15 protein-coding genes are annotated in these 16,766 nt (G+C 30.1%); 14 read left to right on the top strand and 1 reads right to left on the bottom strand.

Features of this window, described 5'->3' with window-relative positions:
- Window positions 1-768: 768 nt before the first annotated feature.
- The 4 genes from RWO85_RS06875 (at window position 769) to RWO85_RS06860 (ending at window position 4,237) form a co-directional block, all read left to right on the top strand.
- A complete protein-coding gene (locus RWO85_RS06875; RefSeq protein WP_314414898.1) occupies window positions 769-1,323 on the top strand; it encodes a hypothetical protein in 555 nt (184 codons plus the stop codon).
- Between the two features lie 330 nt (window positions 1,324-1,653).
- On the top strand, window positions 1,654-2,013 hold the full coding sequence (locus RWO85_RS06870) for an SAG1252 family conjugative relaxosome accessory protein (protein WP_314414897.1): 360 nt from the start codon (window positions 1,654-1,656) through the stop codon (window positions 2,011-2,013).
- A gap of 9 nt (window positions 2,014-2,022) precedes the next feature.
- Window positions 2,023-2,388 (top strand): MobC family plasmid mobilization relaxosome protein, encoded by a 366-nt coding sequence (locus tag RWO85_RS06865; protein WP_314414895.1) that lies wholly within the window; start codon window positions 2,023-2,025, stop codon window positions 2,386-2,388.
- A complete protein-coding gene (locus RWO85_RS06860) occupies window positions 2,375-4,237 on the top strand; it encodes an SAG1250 family conjugative relaxase (RefSeq protein ID WP_314414894.1) in 1,863 nt (620 codons plus the stop codon). The genes RWO85_RS06865 and RWO85_RS06860 overlap by 14 nt, the downstream gene beginning before the upstream one ends.
- Window positions 4,238-4,280: 43 nt before the next feature.
- Here the strand turns inward: RWO85_RS06860 and RWO85_RS06855 are convergent, their stop codons facing one another.
- Window positions 4,281-5,129 (bottom strand): helix-turn-helix domain-containing protein, encoded by an 849-nt coding sequence (locus tag RWO85_RS06855; RefSeq protein WP_314414892.1) that lies wholly within the window; start codon window positions 5,127-5,129, stop codon window positions 4,281-4,283.
- Between the two features lie 643 nt (window positions 5,130-5,772).
- Here RWO85_RS06855 and RWO85_RS06845 point away from each other — a divergent pair.
- From RWO85_RS06845 to RWO85_RS06800, 10 genes are all read left to right on the top strand, one after another.
- On the top strand, window positions 5,773-6,630 hold the full coding sequence (locus RWO85_RS06845; protein ID WP_314414890.1) for a helix-turn-helix domain-containing protein: 858 nt from the start codon (window positions 5,773-5,775) through the stop codon (window positions 6,628-6,630).
- 282 nt (window positions 6,631-6,912) lie between these two features.
- Window positions 6,913-7,893: a radical SAM protein gene (locus RWO85_RS06840; RefSeq protein WP_000114485.1), complete on the top strand. Its 981-nt coding sequence runs from the start codon at window positions 6,913-6,915 to the stop codon at window positions 7,891-7,893.
- Entirely contained in the window at window positions 7,886-8,443 is a 558-nt protein-coding gene (locus RWO85_RS06835) for a CYTH domain-containing protein (protein WP_001003836.1), read from the top strand. Before RWO85_RS06840 ends, RWO85_RS06835 begins: the two co-directional genes overlap by 8 nt.
- Entirely contained in the window at window positions 8,430-9,653 is a 1,224-nt protein-coding gene (locus tag RWO85_RS06830; RefSeq protein WP_314414889.1) for a hypothetical protein, read from the top strand. The genes RWO85_RS06835 and RWO85_RS06830 overlap by 14 nt, the downstream gene beginning before the upstream one ends.
- The gene (locus tag RWO85_RS06825; protein ID WP_075228606.1) at window positions 9,646-10,839 is read left to right on the top strand and encodes an ATP-grasp domain-containing protein; all 1,194 of its coding nucleotides are present in this window, start codon (window positions 9,646-9,648) and stop codon (window positions 10,837-10,839) included. The genes RWO85_RS06830 and RWO85_RS06825 overlap by 8 nt, the downstream gene beginning before the upstream one ends.
- A 19-nt stretch (window positions 10,840-10,858) precedes the next feature.
- A complete protein-coding gene (locus tag RWO85_RS06820; RefSeq protein WP_314414887.1) occupies window positions 10,859-12,073 on the top strand; it encodes an ATP-grasp domain-containing protein in 1,215 nt (404 codons plus the stop codon).
- A 424-nt stretch (window positions 12,074-12,497) separates the two neighbouring features.
- Window positions 12,498-13,709 (top strand): MFS transporter, encoded by a 1,212-nt coding sequence (locus RWO85_RS06815; RefSeq protein ID WP_075228604.1) that lies wholly within the window; start codon window positions 12,498-12,500, stop codon window positions 13,707-13,709.
- 687 nt (window positions 13,710-14,396) lie between these two features.
- A complete protein-coding gene (locus RWO85_RS06810; protein WP_314414885.1) occupies window positions 14,397-14,618 on the top strand; it encodes a helix-turn-helix transcriptional regulator in 222 nt (73 codons plus the stop codon).
- Window positions 14,619-14,920: 302 nt separating this feature from the next.
- Window positions 14,921-15,154 carry a DNA-binding protein gene (locus RWO85_RS06805; protein WP_314414883.1) on the top strand — a complete coding sequence of 78 codons (234 nt, stop codon included), beginning with the start codon at window positions 14,921-14,923 and terminating at the stop codon, window positions 15,152-15,154.
- Window positions 15,155-15,238: 84 nt separating this feature from the next.
- A complete protein-coding gene (locus RWO85_RS06800) occupies window positions 15,239-16,747 on the top strand; it encodes a site-specific integrase (RefSeq protein WP_078352189.1) in 1,509 nt (502 codons plus the stop codon).
- Window positions 16,748-16,766: the final 19 nt, after the last annotated feature.

Below are 16,766 nucleotides of genomic sequence, written 5' to 3'. Positions count from 1 at the left end.
AAAAAAGAAACCCAAATACAGAATTGTATTTGAATTTCTTAACTTAATGACATTGGTTCATTATTTAGTTTATTTATTAATAAGCCTATGAAATGGCATTATGTTGTAACGATTTGTATACACAGTATTTTTCTTTTCTTTTATTTTATTAGTATACATAAAATATTTGATCTACTAGGAATACTTTCTTTTATTTTTCTAATAGGTTTTGTATATATAAATCATAAGAAAATCAATACAGATTTAGGCACTATAAAAATCCAAATGTTAAAAAACGTACAGAGAAAAGATATAGAGTATTGGTGTACACTAGGTATTAATTTTCTGACTTATGTATTTATCTTCATCTTGTACATAAGTATTGAAAGTTATAAACAGTATTTTATTTTTGATCTAAAATGGTTAGTGAGTATATTGCTAGTTTATCGTCTAGTGTTTGATCTTATAAAGATTGCCCCATTCATTTCTTTCATCTATATTGTAATTCCAATAATAGTGCTTTCAGTTATTGGAATTAATGATTCGTTGTTAAATTGGACCTTTGTATCTCTAATATTAGTAACTATAGTTAATCATTTATTAACTAATGAAATTCAATATTTCCTATCTAAAAGAGAAAGAAAGATAGCATTTAAAGAACATTCACTAAATATTAGATTGTTTAGAATAAAATGTAAAATCTTATTATTTATCCCATTGTTATACTGTTCTTTATTGTTTTCAGAAATTATTTCAAAAAGCGAAATTTTTTTATATTTGATAAATCGGATGTCCAATACTAATCTTGAAATGGGTGAAAATTCATTACTATCTTTTTTTAATTTTTACACAATAGTAATAAAATTAATGTTTTTAACATTTTCAATAGTCATTTGGGGAGAATATAGCGACAGTATATTGAAGAAAATTGCCAGATTGTTAGTAATTAAAAAAAATAACAACTTTCACAATATTACCAATAGTCATAAACCTGATCATAGTATTTGGATTTTCTTTATACTGCTACTATCAGCTTCAATGGTAGTTTCTAGGTTATTGGAAACAGAGATGAGGTCGATATATAGAGGTAGCTATTATCTGGTAGTTAAGGATGAAGAAAAAAATTACAAAATAGATAATACTAAAAAAATATCTTTTCAAAATCAAAAAATTAATATTGAGGGGGATGAATTTTTTTATGACAATGCCAGTATGACTATAAAAGATAAAAATAAAGAAAAAGTGGGAGAAATAAATGGCTCAGTCTTAAGGGTTACAATTCAAGATAAGAATCAATGTTATGTTTTAGAAGACTCAGATGTCTATAAACAGTATAAAAATTAATTTTCAGAGAGCATTAGCTCTCTTTTTAATCACCTCATTTCTCTGTGATAACTTTTCCAAATCATCCTTGTTATCCTAATATCATCCATAGAAAATCAATTTTTGATTTTCTATGGGGGTTTGGGGGCGAAGCCACCAAGTTATCTTATCGTTAGCTGTCATAACTGGAAGGTTTTGATCAGCTGGAGATATGATTTTTGAGATATTGTGGACACAATATCTGAGCTCGCAAAGACCGAACAAGAAGCAAGTGAGGTCTTTAGGAAGCGTACTGACAATGTGAGGCAGCCTTACATTGTCAGACAAGTATAATGTTGAAAGGATGGTAAGATGGGAAAAGAAATTAAATTAATTCGTAAGCAATTTAGAATCACGAGACAAGAAGAAAAACAGTTAAAAGAAATGATGAGGGAACAAAAAGTGGATAGTTTCTCAGAATTTCTTCGTCAAAATTTATTGAAAAAGAATTATCAAGATAGAATTTTTGAAAGTTGGTTCTCCCTTTGGCAGTCTCAAAAGTTTGAACAGATTAGTCGAGATGTGTATGAAGTTCTGGTTGTCGCAAGAGAAAATCATCAAGTGACTCAAGAGCACGTCTCAATCTTATTGACTTGCGTTCAAGAATTGATTGCAGAAGTGAATCAAGTGCAGCCACTCAGTCGTGAGTTCCGTGAAAAATATATGGGTTAGGAGGATGTAATGGTTTATCGCTATCGTACCAATCTCAAAAAAGTGTTTCTAACTGATCCAGAATTATACCAATTGAATGAACGGATTGCTAAGAGCAATTGTCAAAATTTCTCAGTCTATGCTAGAAGAGTGTTACTGAATCCCAACATGTCATTTGTGTCAATTAACACGGACGCTTATGAGCAGTTGGTTTTTGAATTGAAGCGGATTGGAAATAACATCAATCAAATTGCGCGTGCGATTAATCAAAGCCATCTGATTTCTCAGGACCAATTACAAGAATTGAGTAAAGGAGTCGGAGAGTTAATTAAGGAAGTGGACAAAGAATTTCAAGTGGAGGTGAAAAGACTGAAGGAGTTTCATGGTAGTTACTAAACACTTTGCGACGCACGGAAAAAAATATCGTAGGCGTTTGATTAAATATATCCTCAATCCAGATAAAACAGATAATCTAAAATTAGTATCTGATTTTGGCATGAGTAATTACTTAGATTTTCCTAGCCATGCAGAAATGGTAGAAATGTACAATGTTAACTTTACTAATAACGACAAGTTGTACGAGTCCAGAAATGACCGACAAGAAAAACACCAACAAACTATTCATGCCCATCATCTCATCCAATCATTTTCTCCTGAAGATAATCTGACACCTGAAGAAATTAACCGCATTGGTTATGAGACCATGATGGAATTGACAGGAGGTCGTTTTAAGTTTATCGTAGCAACTCACACAGACAAAGATCATGTTCATAATCACATCCTAATCAACGCTATTGACCGCAATTCAGATAAAAAGTTGATATGGAACTATGCCTTGGAACGAAACCTCCGTATGATTTCAGACCGTATTTCTAAAATGGCTGGTGCAAAAATTATTGAGAAACGTTATTCCTATCGAGATTATAAAAAATATAAGGAATCTAGTCATAAATTTGAATTGAAACAACGTCTTTATTTTTTGATGCAGCAATCTAAATCGTTTGATGATTTTTTAGAGAAAGCAAAGCAGTTGCATGTTCAGATTGATTTTAGTCAAAAGCATAGCCGTTTTTTGATGACAGATAGAACGATGATAAAACCAATTCGAGGACGCCAACTCAGCAAACGAGATCTATATGATGAAGAATTTTTTAGAATGCATTTTGCTAAGCAAGAGATTGAAAGTCGTTTAGAATTTTTGTTGAACCGTGTCAATTCTTTAGAAGATTTAATGACAAAAGCAAAAGAATTGAATCTAACCATTGACTTAAAACAAAAAAATGTAACTTTTATCCTGGAAGAAGAGAATCAAAAGATAAGTTTGGGTCATCAAAAAATAAGTGATAAGAAATTATATGATGTCAAATTTTTTCAAGATTATTTTAAAAATAAGGAAGTCACTGCTTCAGAAGGATTAGAGAATTTACAGGCACAGTACCATGCTTTCCAAGAAGAACGAGATAAGGATAAAGTATCCACTGAAGAGATTGAGGAAGCCTTTGAGACATTTAAAGAAAAACGAGATACCGTTCGTGAATTTGAAGTGGAACTTGCAGAGAACCAAATAGCGAAGCTAGTTGATGAGGGCATTTATATCAAAGTGTCTTTTGGTATTAAGCAGAGTGGTCTCATTTTCATTCCCAATTATCAATTAGATATTCTGGAAGAAGAGAATCAAACAAAATATAAAATCTTTATACGTGAGACAACCTCATACTTTGTCTATAACAAAGAACATTCGGATAAGAATCAGTATGTCAAAGGACGAACATTGATAAGACAGCTAACCAACGATAGTCGAGTAATACCATACAGAAGACCTACAGTTAAGAGTCTACAGGAAAAGATTACTGAGATTAACATCTTCATTGAATTAACTGAAGCAGATAAGAAATACCAAGACATTAAAGATGAGTTAGTAAAAGAAATAGCAGAGATAGATATAAAACTAAATCAAATTAATGAAAAAATCGCCAACTTAAATAAGATGGCGGAAGTGCTTATCAATTTGAAGAGTGAAGATGTGAGCAGTCGAAAGCTTGCAAGATATGACTTTTTAAAATTAAATTTGCCAGAATCAATTACAGTAGAACAAGTAAGCGAAGAAATAAGAGCGTTTAAAGAGGAGCTAAATCATTATCTTTATGAGTATGAGAACTTAATAAAAAATTTAGAAATGTTTGTAAAAGTACTGAATGATAAGGATTTTGATAAAAAATTTAGTATAGAAATACTATTGGAATAACAAGAACTAATCCTATGGTGGTTAAAGATTAACTATCCTTGTGTCATTGATTAATATATTTGTCATAGTGCTCTTGGTACTGTGCTTTTATATTATGTTCTCCTAGAATTTCAAATACCTGAAGTGCTTGTTTCATCTTTTCGATTCCGTTCGCAAGATTGCACTTAAATTCAAAGTATCCACATGTATATAAGAAGACGGTTTGTTCATAATAGTTTAATTCATTATTTAGTAATTTTTTTATTTCTTTGATTAGAAAACTACAATTTTGAAATTCTTCTTTATCAATACTAACAATTAGGCAATTGATTGCCAATTGTGTAACAAGCCGTTTATTTGTCTTATTTAATGTTGAATAGATATAATTTTTTAACATTTCTATAGTTAATAGGAAAAAGGATTTATAATTAATTGTTCTTACACAGTTACCTAATAAGATAATTTCATAGTAACCCCAGTTTTCAACTTTAAAAAGATAATCTGTAAGCTGTAATAACTCCTCGTCCGAGGGGAGAAAATTTTTATTTGTTGTATAGAGAATCGATTTTACCATTGTCTTTTCATAAGGACCCAAGTTATAACTTGAAGAGTTTGATAGTAATTCAATAATACTATCAAAATTTTTTGTGGAGTAGTGTTTTCGAATATATTGCACCAAGTTAGCGAATGATCCAGTTCTAGTAGAATTATTGTCATGAAGAATAATAAATTCATCCAAAGTTATATGTAATTTATCTAAAATATTGATTAGTCGAATACAAGAGATTTCTGATTCTCCCCGTTCAAATCTAGAGATTTGAGATTTAGATAAATTACTATCAGCAATTGAACTTAAACTTATTTTCTTCCCTTTTCGAATTTTTCTGAGTGTTATACCAAGTTTTGATTTCATTTTTCCCATATTCCCAACAAAATTACAAGGATTTTTTATTTATTATACAATAAATAAAAAAATAAAGGGAGGTTCAGTATGAAAAAACTTTTAAAATTTACATCAATATTGTTATTGATTATGGATATTATCATTATAGTCGGAGGTTGATTCTTACTAATCTTATACGTAATTCTTAGAGGATATCTATTATGCAAGAAGTTATTATCACAAATAATAAAAGCTGGTTATTTAGTTCGTCTAAGAGACATAGAAGACACCTAAAAAGGGTTGTTACTTATTGCAAAGTTAGTTCCGATAGTGAGAATTAGAAAAACAGTTACGAATCTCAAGTAAGACACTACAAAGAATATATTTCTAAGCGTTCAGATTGCTAACTTGCAGATATTTATCATATAAAGGTATATTAGGAACAAAAGTAGGAAAAAGACAAGCTTTTAACGACTAATAAATGAAATGAAAACTGTTATATTTCACTGATTGCTGTCATATAAAACATATTTTTATGAGTGACGTATTTACTTTCATTGTATAATCACAATAGAAATACTATTTTAGTTTTACTAAAATCTAGAATATTTGAAAACTAATTGGCTTACTTATATATGAAAACATCCCTAATCTGCAACAAGGAGAGGAAGCAATGAAAAATTTAGGACAAATCTTAAAAAAAATTCGAGAAGCTAAGGGCCTCTCTCTTTATAATATTGCTAATGATGAGATTTCTACCTCTCAGTTATCTAGATTTGAAAATGGATATACAGATATTACTCTTAGTAAATTACTTTCAGTTTTAAAGACACTGGACGTATCTTTAGAAGAGTTTATGTATTTAGGGCGTGGTTTTCATAAGATGAGTAATTTCGAGGCAATTGATAAGATAAATAATTATTTTTATAAGAACAACAGCCCAGCCTTGAGAAGACTCCTAATTAATTGTATAGAAAAGGAAGAGGAGAAACTAAGTAAGAAATTAACAATAATTTTGATTAAGTTAAAGCTCCAAGAAATTGAGAAAGATAATATTGTGACTTCTGAAGAAATTGATTTTATATCAGACTATTTATTCAGCATAGATATCTGGGGTGAATATGAATTAGAGCTATTTTCCTCCACAATGGAAATTTTTTGCCAATCAAGTATTATGATATTAACGAAGGAAATGGTGAGGAGAACTGATTTTTATAAACATTTACCGACTCATAGAAGATTAATTACCAGCATGTTATTTAATGCTTTTAGCCTCAGCGTAGAAAGAAATAATATAGTTGATGCATCTTATTATAGAGAACAATTAGTCCAGTTATTTTTTGATGAAACAGAATTATATGAAAGATTAGTTTTTCACCTCATAGATAGTTGTTACAATTTTAAGATGACAAATGAATTGAGTAATATTTTAGAGATGAGAAAGTGTATTGGCTTTCTGAAAACCTTGGAAAGCATGAGTTTAGTAGATAGATGGGAAAAATATATTGAGAGAGTACTTAATAGTAACTAATTGCAAATTAGGGATAAAAACTATTAGACCAACTGCTAGTGATATAATAACATTAGGCAGTAGGTCTAATAGTTTTTATAATCAAGGAGGATTAATCATGAAGAAATTATTGAAGTTCTGGGAAGATGTTGTTTTAGTATAGAAATAAGTCTTGAAAAACTGGATTTGAAGAATTATTTTGATTAAACAATTTTTAGTTAGAGTTCTGTTAAGGAATTATAGTATTTAGAGTTACAAGTTTGAATATCGAAAAAGATATTCACTTGAACTGGGGTGGTTGTAATGAGTGTATTAGAGTTTATAAAACCTAGAAAAGATTCCGTATATACTCCATTGAATAGTATTAGGGTAAAGCTGACAGATAACTGTAATTGGAACTGCTGGTGGTGTCATAATGAAGGAACAGGTAGTAGGGAACAAAGATTAATAAAAAATATTGATTTTTTCAATGATAAATTTTTTAATGATTTTATTGATCTAACAGATTCCTTAAATATTACTGAGGTACATTTGACAGGTGGTGAGCCTAGTTTACATCCAGATATTGACTTAATTATTAAAAAATTGAAAGAATATAATTTTGTTGTTAAGATGACCTCAATTGGAGGTAAAAAGGAGGTTTTTGATAAGATAATATCTTCGGGAATAGATGGAATTAATTTTAGTTTACATGCGGTAGATACGGTTGAAATGTACAACACTCAAGTTAATCGTTCTAATAGATGGGTAGAGCAAAATCATCGGAAGTTAAAAGAACTAATAGAATATGTAAGTAGAAAAGGAGTTCCTGTAAAGATAAATACTGTTGTAGCCAGCTCTGAAGATTTCGGTAGAGCTTATGAAGTGATGAAGTGGGCTAGTAGCCGCAACATTGCCATAAGAATCTTAAACGAAGTTGAAAGCAATGAAAAATCTATTAGTGCGATTAGAAATTTTTTTGATTCGTTAAATGGTATTGAAATAAGTAGGAAATATATCAAAGGAAGTTCATCTGGAACTATTTTTTATAATGTTCCTAATATTGGTGAAGTGGGATTTAAAATACTGATTCCAAACTACTTGCACGATATGTGTAAATGTTGTAGAATTAGGGAAAAGGGCAGATGTGGTGAATATTTTTATGGAATACGATTAGAAAATTTGCTTGGTAATTACAATATTAGGCTTTGTGTCCATAAAACATCACCAGAAACTTACTATAGACTGAGTGAATTTAAAGAGACTTCAGCCTTTGAAGAATTGAGAGGTAAAATTAATGAATGAATTAGAAGTTAGATTTGAACTTAACGATGAGAGGGATTATAATAATGCTATTTCATATTTAGAAAAATCTTATAAATTTAAGTGTGAAAATAAGCAAGTTGATGAATATTTTAAAACAAAAGGAAGAGAATTTGAAAATGATGAGGTAGGTAGCTTTATTTACAGAATTCGTCAAGAAGCTGATGATAAGGCATGTGTTTTCACAAGAAAAGATACGATAAAACAAGGAATGTGGAGTGAAAGTGAAATAGAGTTGGAATCTGAAAAACTAGAATTTGTAAGGAATATCTTGCAAGATGGTTTTTCAAATATTTTCACAATAAGTAAATATAGAAAGACTTATCATGACGTATTAGAAAATAAAACGATTAATCTAGATAAGATTGATGGTCTTGGATTTTATCTTGAAATAGAGATTTTAGGAGATTTTTCAAAAGAAGATTATAATAATTTTTATGAGAAAATGTGCGGAGAGTTCTCGTTTTTAAATTCAAAAATAGAAACAAAGGGCTATGTCCAATTAATGAGAGAAAAAAATGGACGTAATTGAAATTATCAAACAGTTTTATTTTTATGGTCAAGAAAATGGATTTCGAAAACTACAAGAAGGTAAAGTTGTTAGACCTAGAGGGTCAGAGACTATCTTTAATATGTCTGCTATTTCAGAGCATATTAGTTTGTTTGATATGCTATCTGAAACTGGCTGCGTTGAAAAATATGTAACAAAACAGCTATCATATTTTTCAAATAAATTAGATGGCGTCGGTATTAATAGATTGACTAATCCGATGGAGGTTGGCTTATCATTTCTAGTTAAGAATTGCAAAGAACCGGAAGAGATGATTTATCATGCTTTAGCTTTTTTGCAAAGCATTGGTTTATTTACACACCGTATATATGTACGATGTGATAAAGAATTAGAGTTTCGCAGATGGTACATAAAAACAGGAATACCATCTGAAAATATATATGAATGGAAAAATATTGAGAAATTTCATATAGGAAAACAGAGACCTACAGGTAATTACTCTTACTTATATTACAAGTATCTTAATGGTGTAGTTCCGTTCGGAACAATTGCAACTATATATAGAGATGGAAACTACCATTTTGATGTAGTTTTTTATGCAGAACGTTTAGCAATGATTCTAGAAGAAAAAGAATCAATCTGGGGAATTTCCGAAATTAATTTTTTGTTGCCAGTTGTGTCATCATTGCCTATTGATTTTTTAAATGTTAATAGATTCGTTTTACTTTTTAGAGTTTTGGTTTTATTAATTCATGGTGGGATAGGAGAAATTTCAAATAAAAAACAGGGGTATTTTTTAAAAAAAATTATACGTGAATTAGCTTTTTTATTAGATTCAAAAACTATCTCCAATTTATCAAAGAAAAAATTAGTTGACTTATCTTCTAATCTTGTTCACAGTTTAGGTTATACTGATTTGAACATTCAGCAGAAGAGACAACTTGAGGAAAGTATAGAAAAAATAAATTATTTCTCTATTGATATAGCAAAGAGATTGAATAAAGTTGAAAACATGCTTAGGAATCAAGAGGTTAATTCAATTGATTTCAGAAAACTAAAAGGAGAATACGGAATATTTCCTGAATGGATAGTAGCAAAATATTCTGATATTCTCAAGGATAGAGGTATTCATATAGAAATAAAAAAACGGAATTCTATTCGAAGTTTAGCCTTAGGAAACGATAATAGACTAGTAGATATTGATGAACTATTAGGAGAAAAAAATGTCTAAAATACTTGTTATTGGTGGTTTCTCTGAAATACACAGAGCACTTAAAAAAAATAATTGTAAGTTAACATTGGTTTGTGAATCTTCGAAGATAAAACCATATTTTAAAGATCTTTATGATGAAGTTCTTGCCTTTAACAGTTTTAAAAATGAAGTTCAAATTATTGAAACAGTAAGTAAGGCTGTTGAATATTTAGGAGACTATCAATCGATAATTTGTATGTTTGAAAATTTACAAGCATTAGCATACAAAATAGCTGAAAAAACAAAGATACCTTTTAATATCAATGAAACTCAAATGATGGTTATAAATAATAAGTATGCATTGAGAACTTACTTGAAAAATTCATTCTTTGATAACGTTAACTGTGAAATGATTGAGAATAGAGATGATGTGATAAGATTTGTCAACAAAAATGGCACATCAATCTTAAAACCGATAGATGGTACTGGAAGTCGAGCAATCTATAAAGTTGATTCATCAAACGTGAAGGAAATAGTGAATCAAGTAGAGATTTCAGATGAAACGTTTATAATTGAAAAATTTATTGAAGGTGAAGAATTTAGTATAGAGGCTATAAGCGTAAATAGTCAGCATCATATTTATGGTATAACAAAAAAATTAAAAAATCTCGAAACATTTGTTGAGATTGGCCATATTGTACCTGCTAATATTTCGACTGATTTAGAAGATATAATTAACAACTATATGGGGAAACTATTATCAATTTTGAAGGTTACAAATGGTCCAACTCATACAGAGATAATTATCACAAACAATCAAGAGATTCATGTTGTCGAAACTCACTTTAGATTAGGTGGAGGTATGATTTCGGAATTATATAGAAATATTAGTATAAACCATAATCCTATAGAGATAGCAGCCCTATCATCTGCCCAACTTTTAAATGATTTTGATAATTTTGTCTTTTCTTCTAAATTTGTAGCTATTTATTTTGAGGAATTTGAAGGTGAAGTAATTAAAACAGTTACTTTAGATGATCACTATATTGAAAATCATAAGGATATTATCGCTACTGAATTATATGTTAAAGCGGGGGATAAGAGGAGAGAAATAGGTAGCTCAAATAGGATTGGTCATGTGATAAAAACTTCAAACGATTACAATGAGTTAATCTCAGGTAGAGAAAAGACATTGAATTCCTGTATTGAAGTACTGTATGAATAGTCAATTTTGGAGGTGAAATATGTCTGTAGTGATTATTGATCGTGAAGGTAAGTCTAAACATAATTATTTAAAATGGTTAAATGATTTTGACCAAGAGGTATATATCTTGGGCTATCTCGAAACGATAAATAGTTTTTCTTATGATAAGGCTATAGGTTTTCCTGAATTTGAGACCAACGGAAATGTTGAGCAATTTATTTATGAATTAAATAAAATCGATCCTGTTACAAAAATTTTAGCTTTTGAAGAAGGTAGTATTATTCGAGCTGCTTGTATACGAAAAAATTTGGGAATAAAAGGTCAAACACTTGAAGAAGCACTATTGTTTAGAGATAAATATCTAATGCGGAAAAAACTTTCTAAAGAAGGTTTTAAAATTCCTAAATTTAGAAAAGTAGATCACTTTATGGATGTTGTGTCTTTCTGTGAACAATTTGGGTATCCTGTGATTTTGAAACCAAGAAAAAAATGGGCTTCAAAAGGTGTTATCAAAATTGAGAATAAAGATTCGTTATCAGATGTTCTTTATAATATTTCGCTAGATGATTACTTGGTTGAAGAGTATGTGAGTGGACAGCTATATCATGTTGACGGATTTTTTAACGGTCAATCGATAGAGTTTTCTTGTTGTAGTATGTATGTCAAAAATTGTTTAGAAGCATTTGAAGAGGGATTTGGTCTTGGTTCAATAATGCTTGATATTGACTCGAATGAAGACAAGTTATTAAAAAATTATACTGCAGAGATTTTTAAAAAATTTGAAGTTGATTATAATACGATTTTTCATGCAGAAATATTTATTGATAAATCTGGTAATCCAATACTCTGTGAGATTGGAAGTAGGCTTGTAGGGGGTGAATATACAAAAAATATTATTAAATCATTCTCAATTAATTTGGATGAATATTTGGTAAAAAGAGAGTTAGGCATTCCTTATAATATAGGCAACACTTCAAGTGTTAGGCTTTCTGGGAAAGTATGGATACCGGCACAAAAGGGATATGTGAAGTCTATTCCAATATTGGATTTGGATGGGATTATAGAGATACAAATTAAACAATATGAAAATGTTCGCTTTGATGGATTACAGAAACAGATGGATTACTTATTAACTGTTAGCTTTTTTGGGAAGAATTTGGATGAACTTCTTCAAAAAGCAATGGATATAAAGAATTTTTATAGCAAGTCAATTGATTGGTCGGAAACTATTACTGATACATGGTTTACTACTTAGTAGTTAGAGTCTAATTTTTTATCTGCATAAGATTAAGAATATTACATTTTTAATAGATACGAGAGAATTTAGTTCAATTACTTGGTGAAGTTAGTTGGTAATACAGATATTTCATGATGGAGTTTTAAAAACTCCTATTTTTATAAAAATCAGATTCTATAAAAGTGGATAAATCAACATTTCCATCCTTAGAATTTTTGGGTTTTAAAGGCTCTTTTGAAGGAGTAATACTTTCAAAGTTATTTCATAGTTTCTTTCAACCATTATTTAAGGTGTCTTATAACACTAATAATGGTAATGATAGGTTGTAGATATACTTTTATTGTTAAACTATGATGAAATTAAATAGTGCCTTATACAAATTGTGGTAGCATTTAGACATTGCTAATGGAGGACCTGAAAAAGATAATATGAGGTAATATTAATGGAAAATAAAAAAACAAAGAATATAAGTTATCTTGTCATGAGTAAAGGGGTATCTAAAATCGGAGATATCATGTTTGACTTCGCTAATAATACCTTTCTGGCCGGACTAAATCCAACATCTTTATCGTTGGTTGCCATTTATCAATCATTAGAAAAGGTGATCGGGGTTCTATTCAATTTATTCGGTGGAGTCATTGCAGATAGTTTTAAGCGGAAAAAAATTATCATTGGAACAAATTTCTTATCTGGGATCGCTTGCATAGTTCTATCATTAATCTCTAAAGAACAATGGTTAGTTTATGCGATTGTTATCACAAATGTCATATTGGCTTTTATGAGCGCATTTTCAGGACCGTCCTACAAGGCTTTTACGAAAGAAGTCGTAAAAGAAGATAGTATTTCCAAACTAAATTCACTATTAGAAACAACGAGTACTGTAATAAAAGTAACGATTCCTATGGTAGCAATCTTCTTGTACAACATTCTAGGGGTACGGGGGGTGCTATTATTGGATGGATTATCCTTTCTAATGGCAGCTTTATTGATTTTATTTGTTACACCTGTGAATGAAGAAGTAGATACAAAGGAGGAAATGACAATAAATGGAGTCTTTAACGACTTAAAAGTAGGATTCAAGTATGTTTATAGCCATAAACCAATCTTTATTATTATCATTCTTTCTGCTTTGGTTAATTTTGTTCTAGCAGCCTATAATTTATTATTACCTTATAGTAGTCAAATGTTTGAAGGAATTTCAGATAGACTTTATGGAAGCTTTCTAACAGCGCAAGCAATTGGTGGTTTTTTGGGATCGATATTAAGTGGTTTTGTCAATAGATCTTTGTCAAGTAGACGTTTACTTCTCTTTTCAGCGTGTTCAGGCTTAATGTTAATGCTAACTGCACCGCTTTATTTTATATTCCATAACCTCATTATCCTAATTTTTTCTCCAGCGTTATTTAGTCTATTTCTTTCCATTTTTAATATCCAATTTTTCTCTATTGTTCAAAGAGATGTAGATAATGAGTTTCTTGGCAGAGTCTTTGGAATTATCTTTTCAGTAGCGATCCTTTTTATGCCACTAGGTACCGTTTTTTTCTCAGTAGTTTTAAATCCTAACAATACTTTTAATATTTTTATTATTGGTGTATCTATTACGGTATTATCGCTAATATTCAGCACGCTATTGAAGAGGTATGATAGAAGTTGATAGCTGATAAAAAATAGCTGATACAGAGAATTTAGAGCGCCTTTGGAATATATTTTTGGAAACATTTAATCAATCACAGTTGAATGTGAAGGGCAATCTGTTTTAGAAGAATACAATCAAGATACCATTATGCTATTACTTTAGTTCAGTTAAAATATTGAGAAGTATTACTTTTATTGAGAAAGCATCACAAAGGATTCCAATTAATTTTTAATGATTTTTCTAATCTAATTTTGTGGTTATTGACAAATAAAGTCTAGTTAATTGCTTTGGATCCATGGAGTGGTTTATATACATCTGTTAATGCAACGGATAATTTTATTGATAAGTAGGGGGTGGCTATTATTCAACCTTTAGGTTCTGAAAGTAAGAGATTCACATTAGAAATATCATGTTGACCATTTTTCAATTTGCTGGTTAGCAGTAATCTGAACATCATTAATTCCTTCCTTAACAAAATTATGCGACTTTTGTTACCGGATTACTGCTGATTTTTTAATAGCTTATAACATTTTTGTTTTTAGACGGTTAATAGATTTTGACCGTCTTTCTTAATATTGTCTTACCTATAATAGATATGCTTACGAGAAGTGTTTAATAAATTAACTTTAGTTCAAAATGTCCAATTTGGACACTTTGAGTGATTTCTTGGTTTTATATATTATACTTTTCTCAGGAGAAAGCTAGATGTACAGACGTTTGAGAGATTTGAGGGAAGATCACGATTTGACCCAAAAACAAATAGCTAAAATACTTTCGTTTACAAACTCAGCTTATGCTAAAATTGAACGGGGTGAGCATGCCTTGACGGCAGATGTATTGGAAACTCTCTCAAACTTTTACGATGTCAGTACAGATTATCTATTGGGATTGACAGATTTTCCTGATAAAATTCGCTTTAGAAAATAATCTCCTCAATTGCATAGAGTGTAAAAATGAGGAGATTTTTTATTTGTTCTTTGACAATTGAATAGTCCAAAATGGTACTTTCCTCATTTGTGGAACAGATTTGAATGGCTCGCCATGATAAGAGCGATTTTAAAACCATCAATAAAATAGAGCGATACTTTATATGCCATGATACAAATGATATACAATGATACTTCTGACCGTTCAGGCTGCCATCGTGAAAGAGCAGCAAGTGAAATTCTTATGATGACTTCATCAGTCATGCCGTGGAGGAGAAAATATTTTTTAGGAAGGATGATGACATGAATATAAAATATATATCTGTCGAAAATTTCATTGCAGAATGGGCCGATAAAAAAGGAATTCTAAAAAGATGGGATGGTTTAAATCAATATACATTGAACAGATGGATTAAAGAAATGCGAGAAAACAGAACATTTTCCATGTATGTAATTAACCCAACCCATAAACTTGTTTTCATTAATCTAGAAGGATTTGAAAGTTTCTTAAGATGGAAGCAAAAGCGGACAAAATAAGGAAGTCATGGTATAATATAGGGTAGTTATTTATTCTATACAACAATGATTTATTTCTTTTTAAGAGTTAAGAGGAATTAAATTATGTATTATGTAACTAAAACAAATTCAAAAGGGCAACCCTTATATCAAGTGGTTGAAAAGTACAAAGATCCACTAACAGGAAAGTGGAAATCAGTAACTGTAAGTTACACTAAGAATACCAGTAGGGCGAGAAAACAAGCTGAAAGAGAGGTTCTTGATAAAATAGATAGACTAACTACTTCATTTGAAAGTCAGTTTAGCCCTGAACTGATCACAACATTTGGAGAGTTAAAAGAAAATTGGTTTCAGACTTGGTGTGTCTCTGTTAAACCACAAACAATTCAGAGAGAACTACTGGTTATGAAGCGTCTTGGGAAAATTATAGGAGATGATTTTTTATTAGACAGGATTACTCCACTTCTGATGAAAAAAAGTCTCAATAAATATTTAGAAATGTATGATGCATCGCCTTCAACAATGACTCATATAAAAAGTACTTGTAATAAGATTTTTAATCATGGTGTGTTATATAATGTCATTAAGTTTTCTCCTATGACTGCGGTAAAACTAGATATTTCACTAGAGAAAAGGCGTAAAGCAAAAGAAAGACATGATTCTAAATTTCTAGAAATCCATGAATTACACGCATTTTTTGATGTATTACGCCAATGCAGAAATGCAAACTATTATGATCTTGCTATAGTATTGTTGCTTACAGGTATTCGAATTAGTGAAGCAGCATTTTTACCATCAGATATTGATTTTGAAAAAGGAATCTTGCATATTGATAAGGCACTTCAATATCATTGTTTAAAAGTTGAACAATTTCATTTTGATACAACTAAAACACTCAATTCAATTAGAGAAGTAGCTTTGCCTGAAGCTGCAAGCGAAGCTATTAAAAGGACAATACAGAGAAATAAAGAGTTTGATGCTTATATGGAGAAACATCCCTGTCCTGCTTTTACACATTCTGAAAGTGTATTTAGAACAGAATACGGCTCTCCAATAACATCAAGCACTTTTCGTCAAATTTTGAAACGAATAGAAGGAAAATTATTGACAAATTGTTTAAGTGACTATGGTTTTAAGTGGGTAAAACATGTTACTCCCCATTCGTTTAGGCATATGCATATTAGTTACCTTCAAAGTAATGAGATGCACATAGCAGTGAAAGATATTATGACTAGAGTAGGACACGCTAACTTTGAGACAACAATGGGCTATACACATAATATAAATCGTTCACAAGAAAATACTGTAAAAGCCTTAAATCAATTTGTAGAAAATCACAATTTCCATTTTGAAGAATTGAAAAGTTATACCTGTAAATATTCCAGAATGATTGAAAAATTCATTGAAACTAGTGATAATAGCAATAAAGTAGAATTAAGTGTTGATGAGTTCAAAGACTTGTTACATCTTAGTCCACGTTATTCACCTAAAAATATTGTTTCAAATTTACTATTAAAAATCAAAAAAGATATTGTCAAATACCACCCACAGTTTGATATAAAGATTGTGAAATCAAGTGAGAATCAAATCAGAGGTTTTTCCATTGCATGGTAGTTTTGGTGTTCGCTTGGTG

The sequence above is a fragment of the uncultured Streptococcus sp. genome, from assembly GCF_963521865.1.
In the GTDB taxonomy this organism is placed as follows: Bacteria; Bacillota; Bacilli; order Lactobacillales; family Streptococcaceae; genus Streptococcus.
This window is presented reverse-complemented; position numbering and strand designations above follow the sequence as displayed.

Bases quoted from the DNA above. Each gene is read 5' to 3' on its own strand.
- RWO85_RS06835 (WP_001003836.1), top strand. From the start codon at position 7,886: ATGAATGAATTAGAAGTTAGATTTGAACTTAACGATGAGAGGGATTAT.
- RWO85_RS06810 (WP_314414885.1), top strand. From the start codon at position 14,397: ATGTACAGACGTTTGAGAGATTTGAGGGAAGATCACGATTTGACCCAA.
- RWO85_RS06865 (WP_314414895.1), top strand. From the start codon at position 2,023: ATGGTTTATCGCTATCGTACCAATCTCAAAAAAGTGTTTCTAACTGAT.
- RWO85_RS06840 (WP_000114485.1), top strand. From the start codon at position 6,913: ATGAGTGTATTAGAGTTTATAAAACCTAGAAAAGATTCCGTATATACT.
- RWO85_RS06825 (WP_075228606.1), top strand. From the start codon at position 9,646: ATGTCTAAAATACTTGTTATTGGTGGTTTCTCTGAAATACACAGAGCA.
- RWO85_RS06855 (WP_314414892.1), bottom strand. From the start codon at position 5,129: ATGAAATCAAAACTTGGTATAACACTCAGAAAAATTCGAAAAGGGAAG.
- RWO85_RS06845 (WP_314414890.1), top strand. From the start codon at position 5,773: ATGAAAAATTTAGGACAAATCTTAAAAAAAATTCGAGAAGCTAAGGGC.
- RWO85_RS06860 (WP_314414894.1), top strand. From the start codon at position 2,375: ATGGTAGTTACTAAACACTTTGCGACGCACGGAAAAAAATATCGTAGG.
- RWO85_RS06805 (WP_314414883.1), top strand. From the start codon at position 14,921: ATGAATATAAAATATATATCTGTCGAAAATTTCATTGCAGAATGGGCC.
- RWO85_RS06870 (WP_314414897.1), top strand. From the start codon at position 1,654: ATGGGAAAAGAAATTAAATTAATTCGTAAGCAATTTAGAATCACGAGA.
- RWO85_RS06815 (WP_075228604.1), top strand. From the start codon at position 12,498: ATGGAAAATAAAAAAACAAAGAATATAAGTTATCTTGTCATGAGTAAA.
- RWO85_RS06820 (WP_314414887.1), top strand. From the start codon at position 10,859: ATGTCTGTAGTGATTATTGATCGTGAAGGTAAGTCTAAACATAATTAT.
- RWO85_RS06830 (WP_314414889.1), top strand. From the start codon at position 8,430: ATGGACGTAATTGAAATTATCAAACAGTTTTATTTTTATGGTCAAGAA.
- RWO85_RS06875 (WP_314414898.1), top strand. From the start codon at position 769: ATGTCCAATACTAATCTTGAAATGGGTGAAAATTCATTACTATCTTTT.
- RWO85_RS06800 (WP_078352189.1), top strand. From the start codon at position 15,239: ATGTATTATGTAACTAAAACAAATTCAAAAGGGCAACCCTTATATCAA.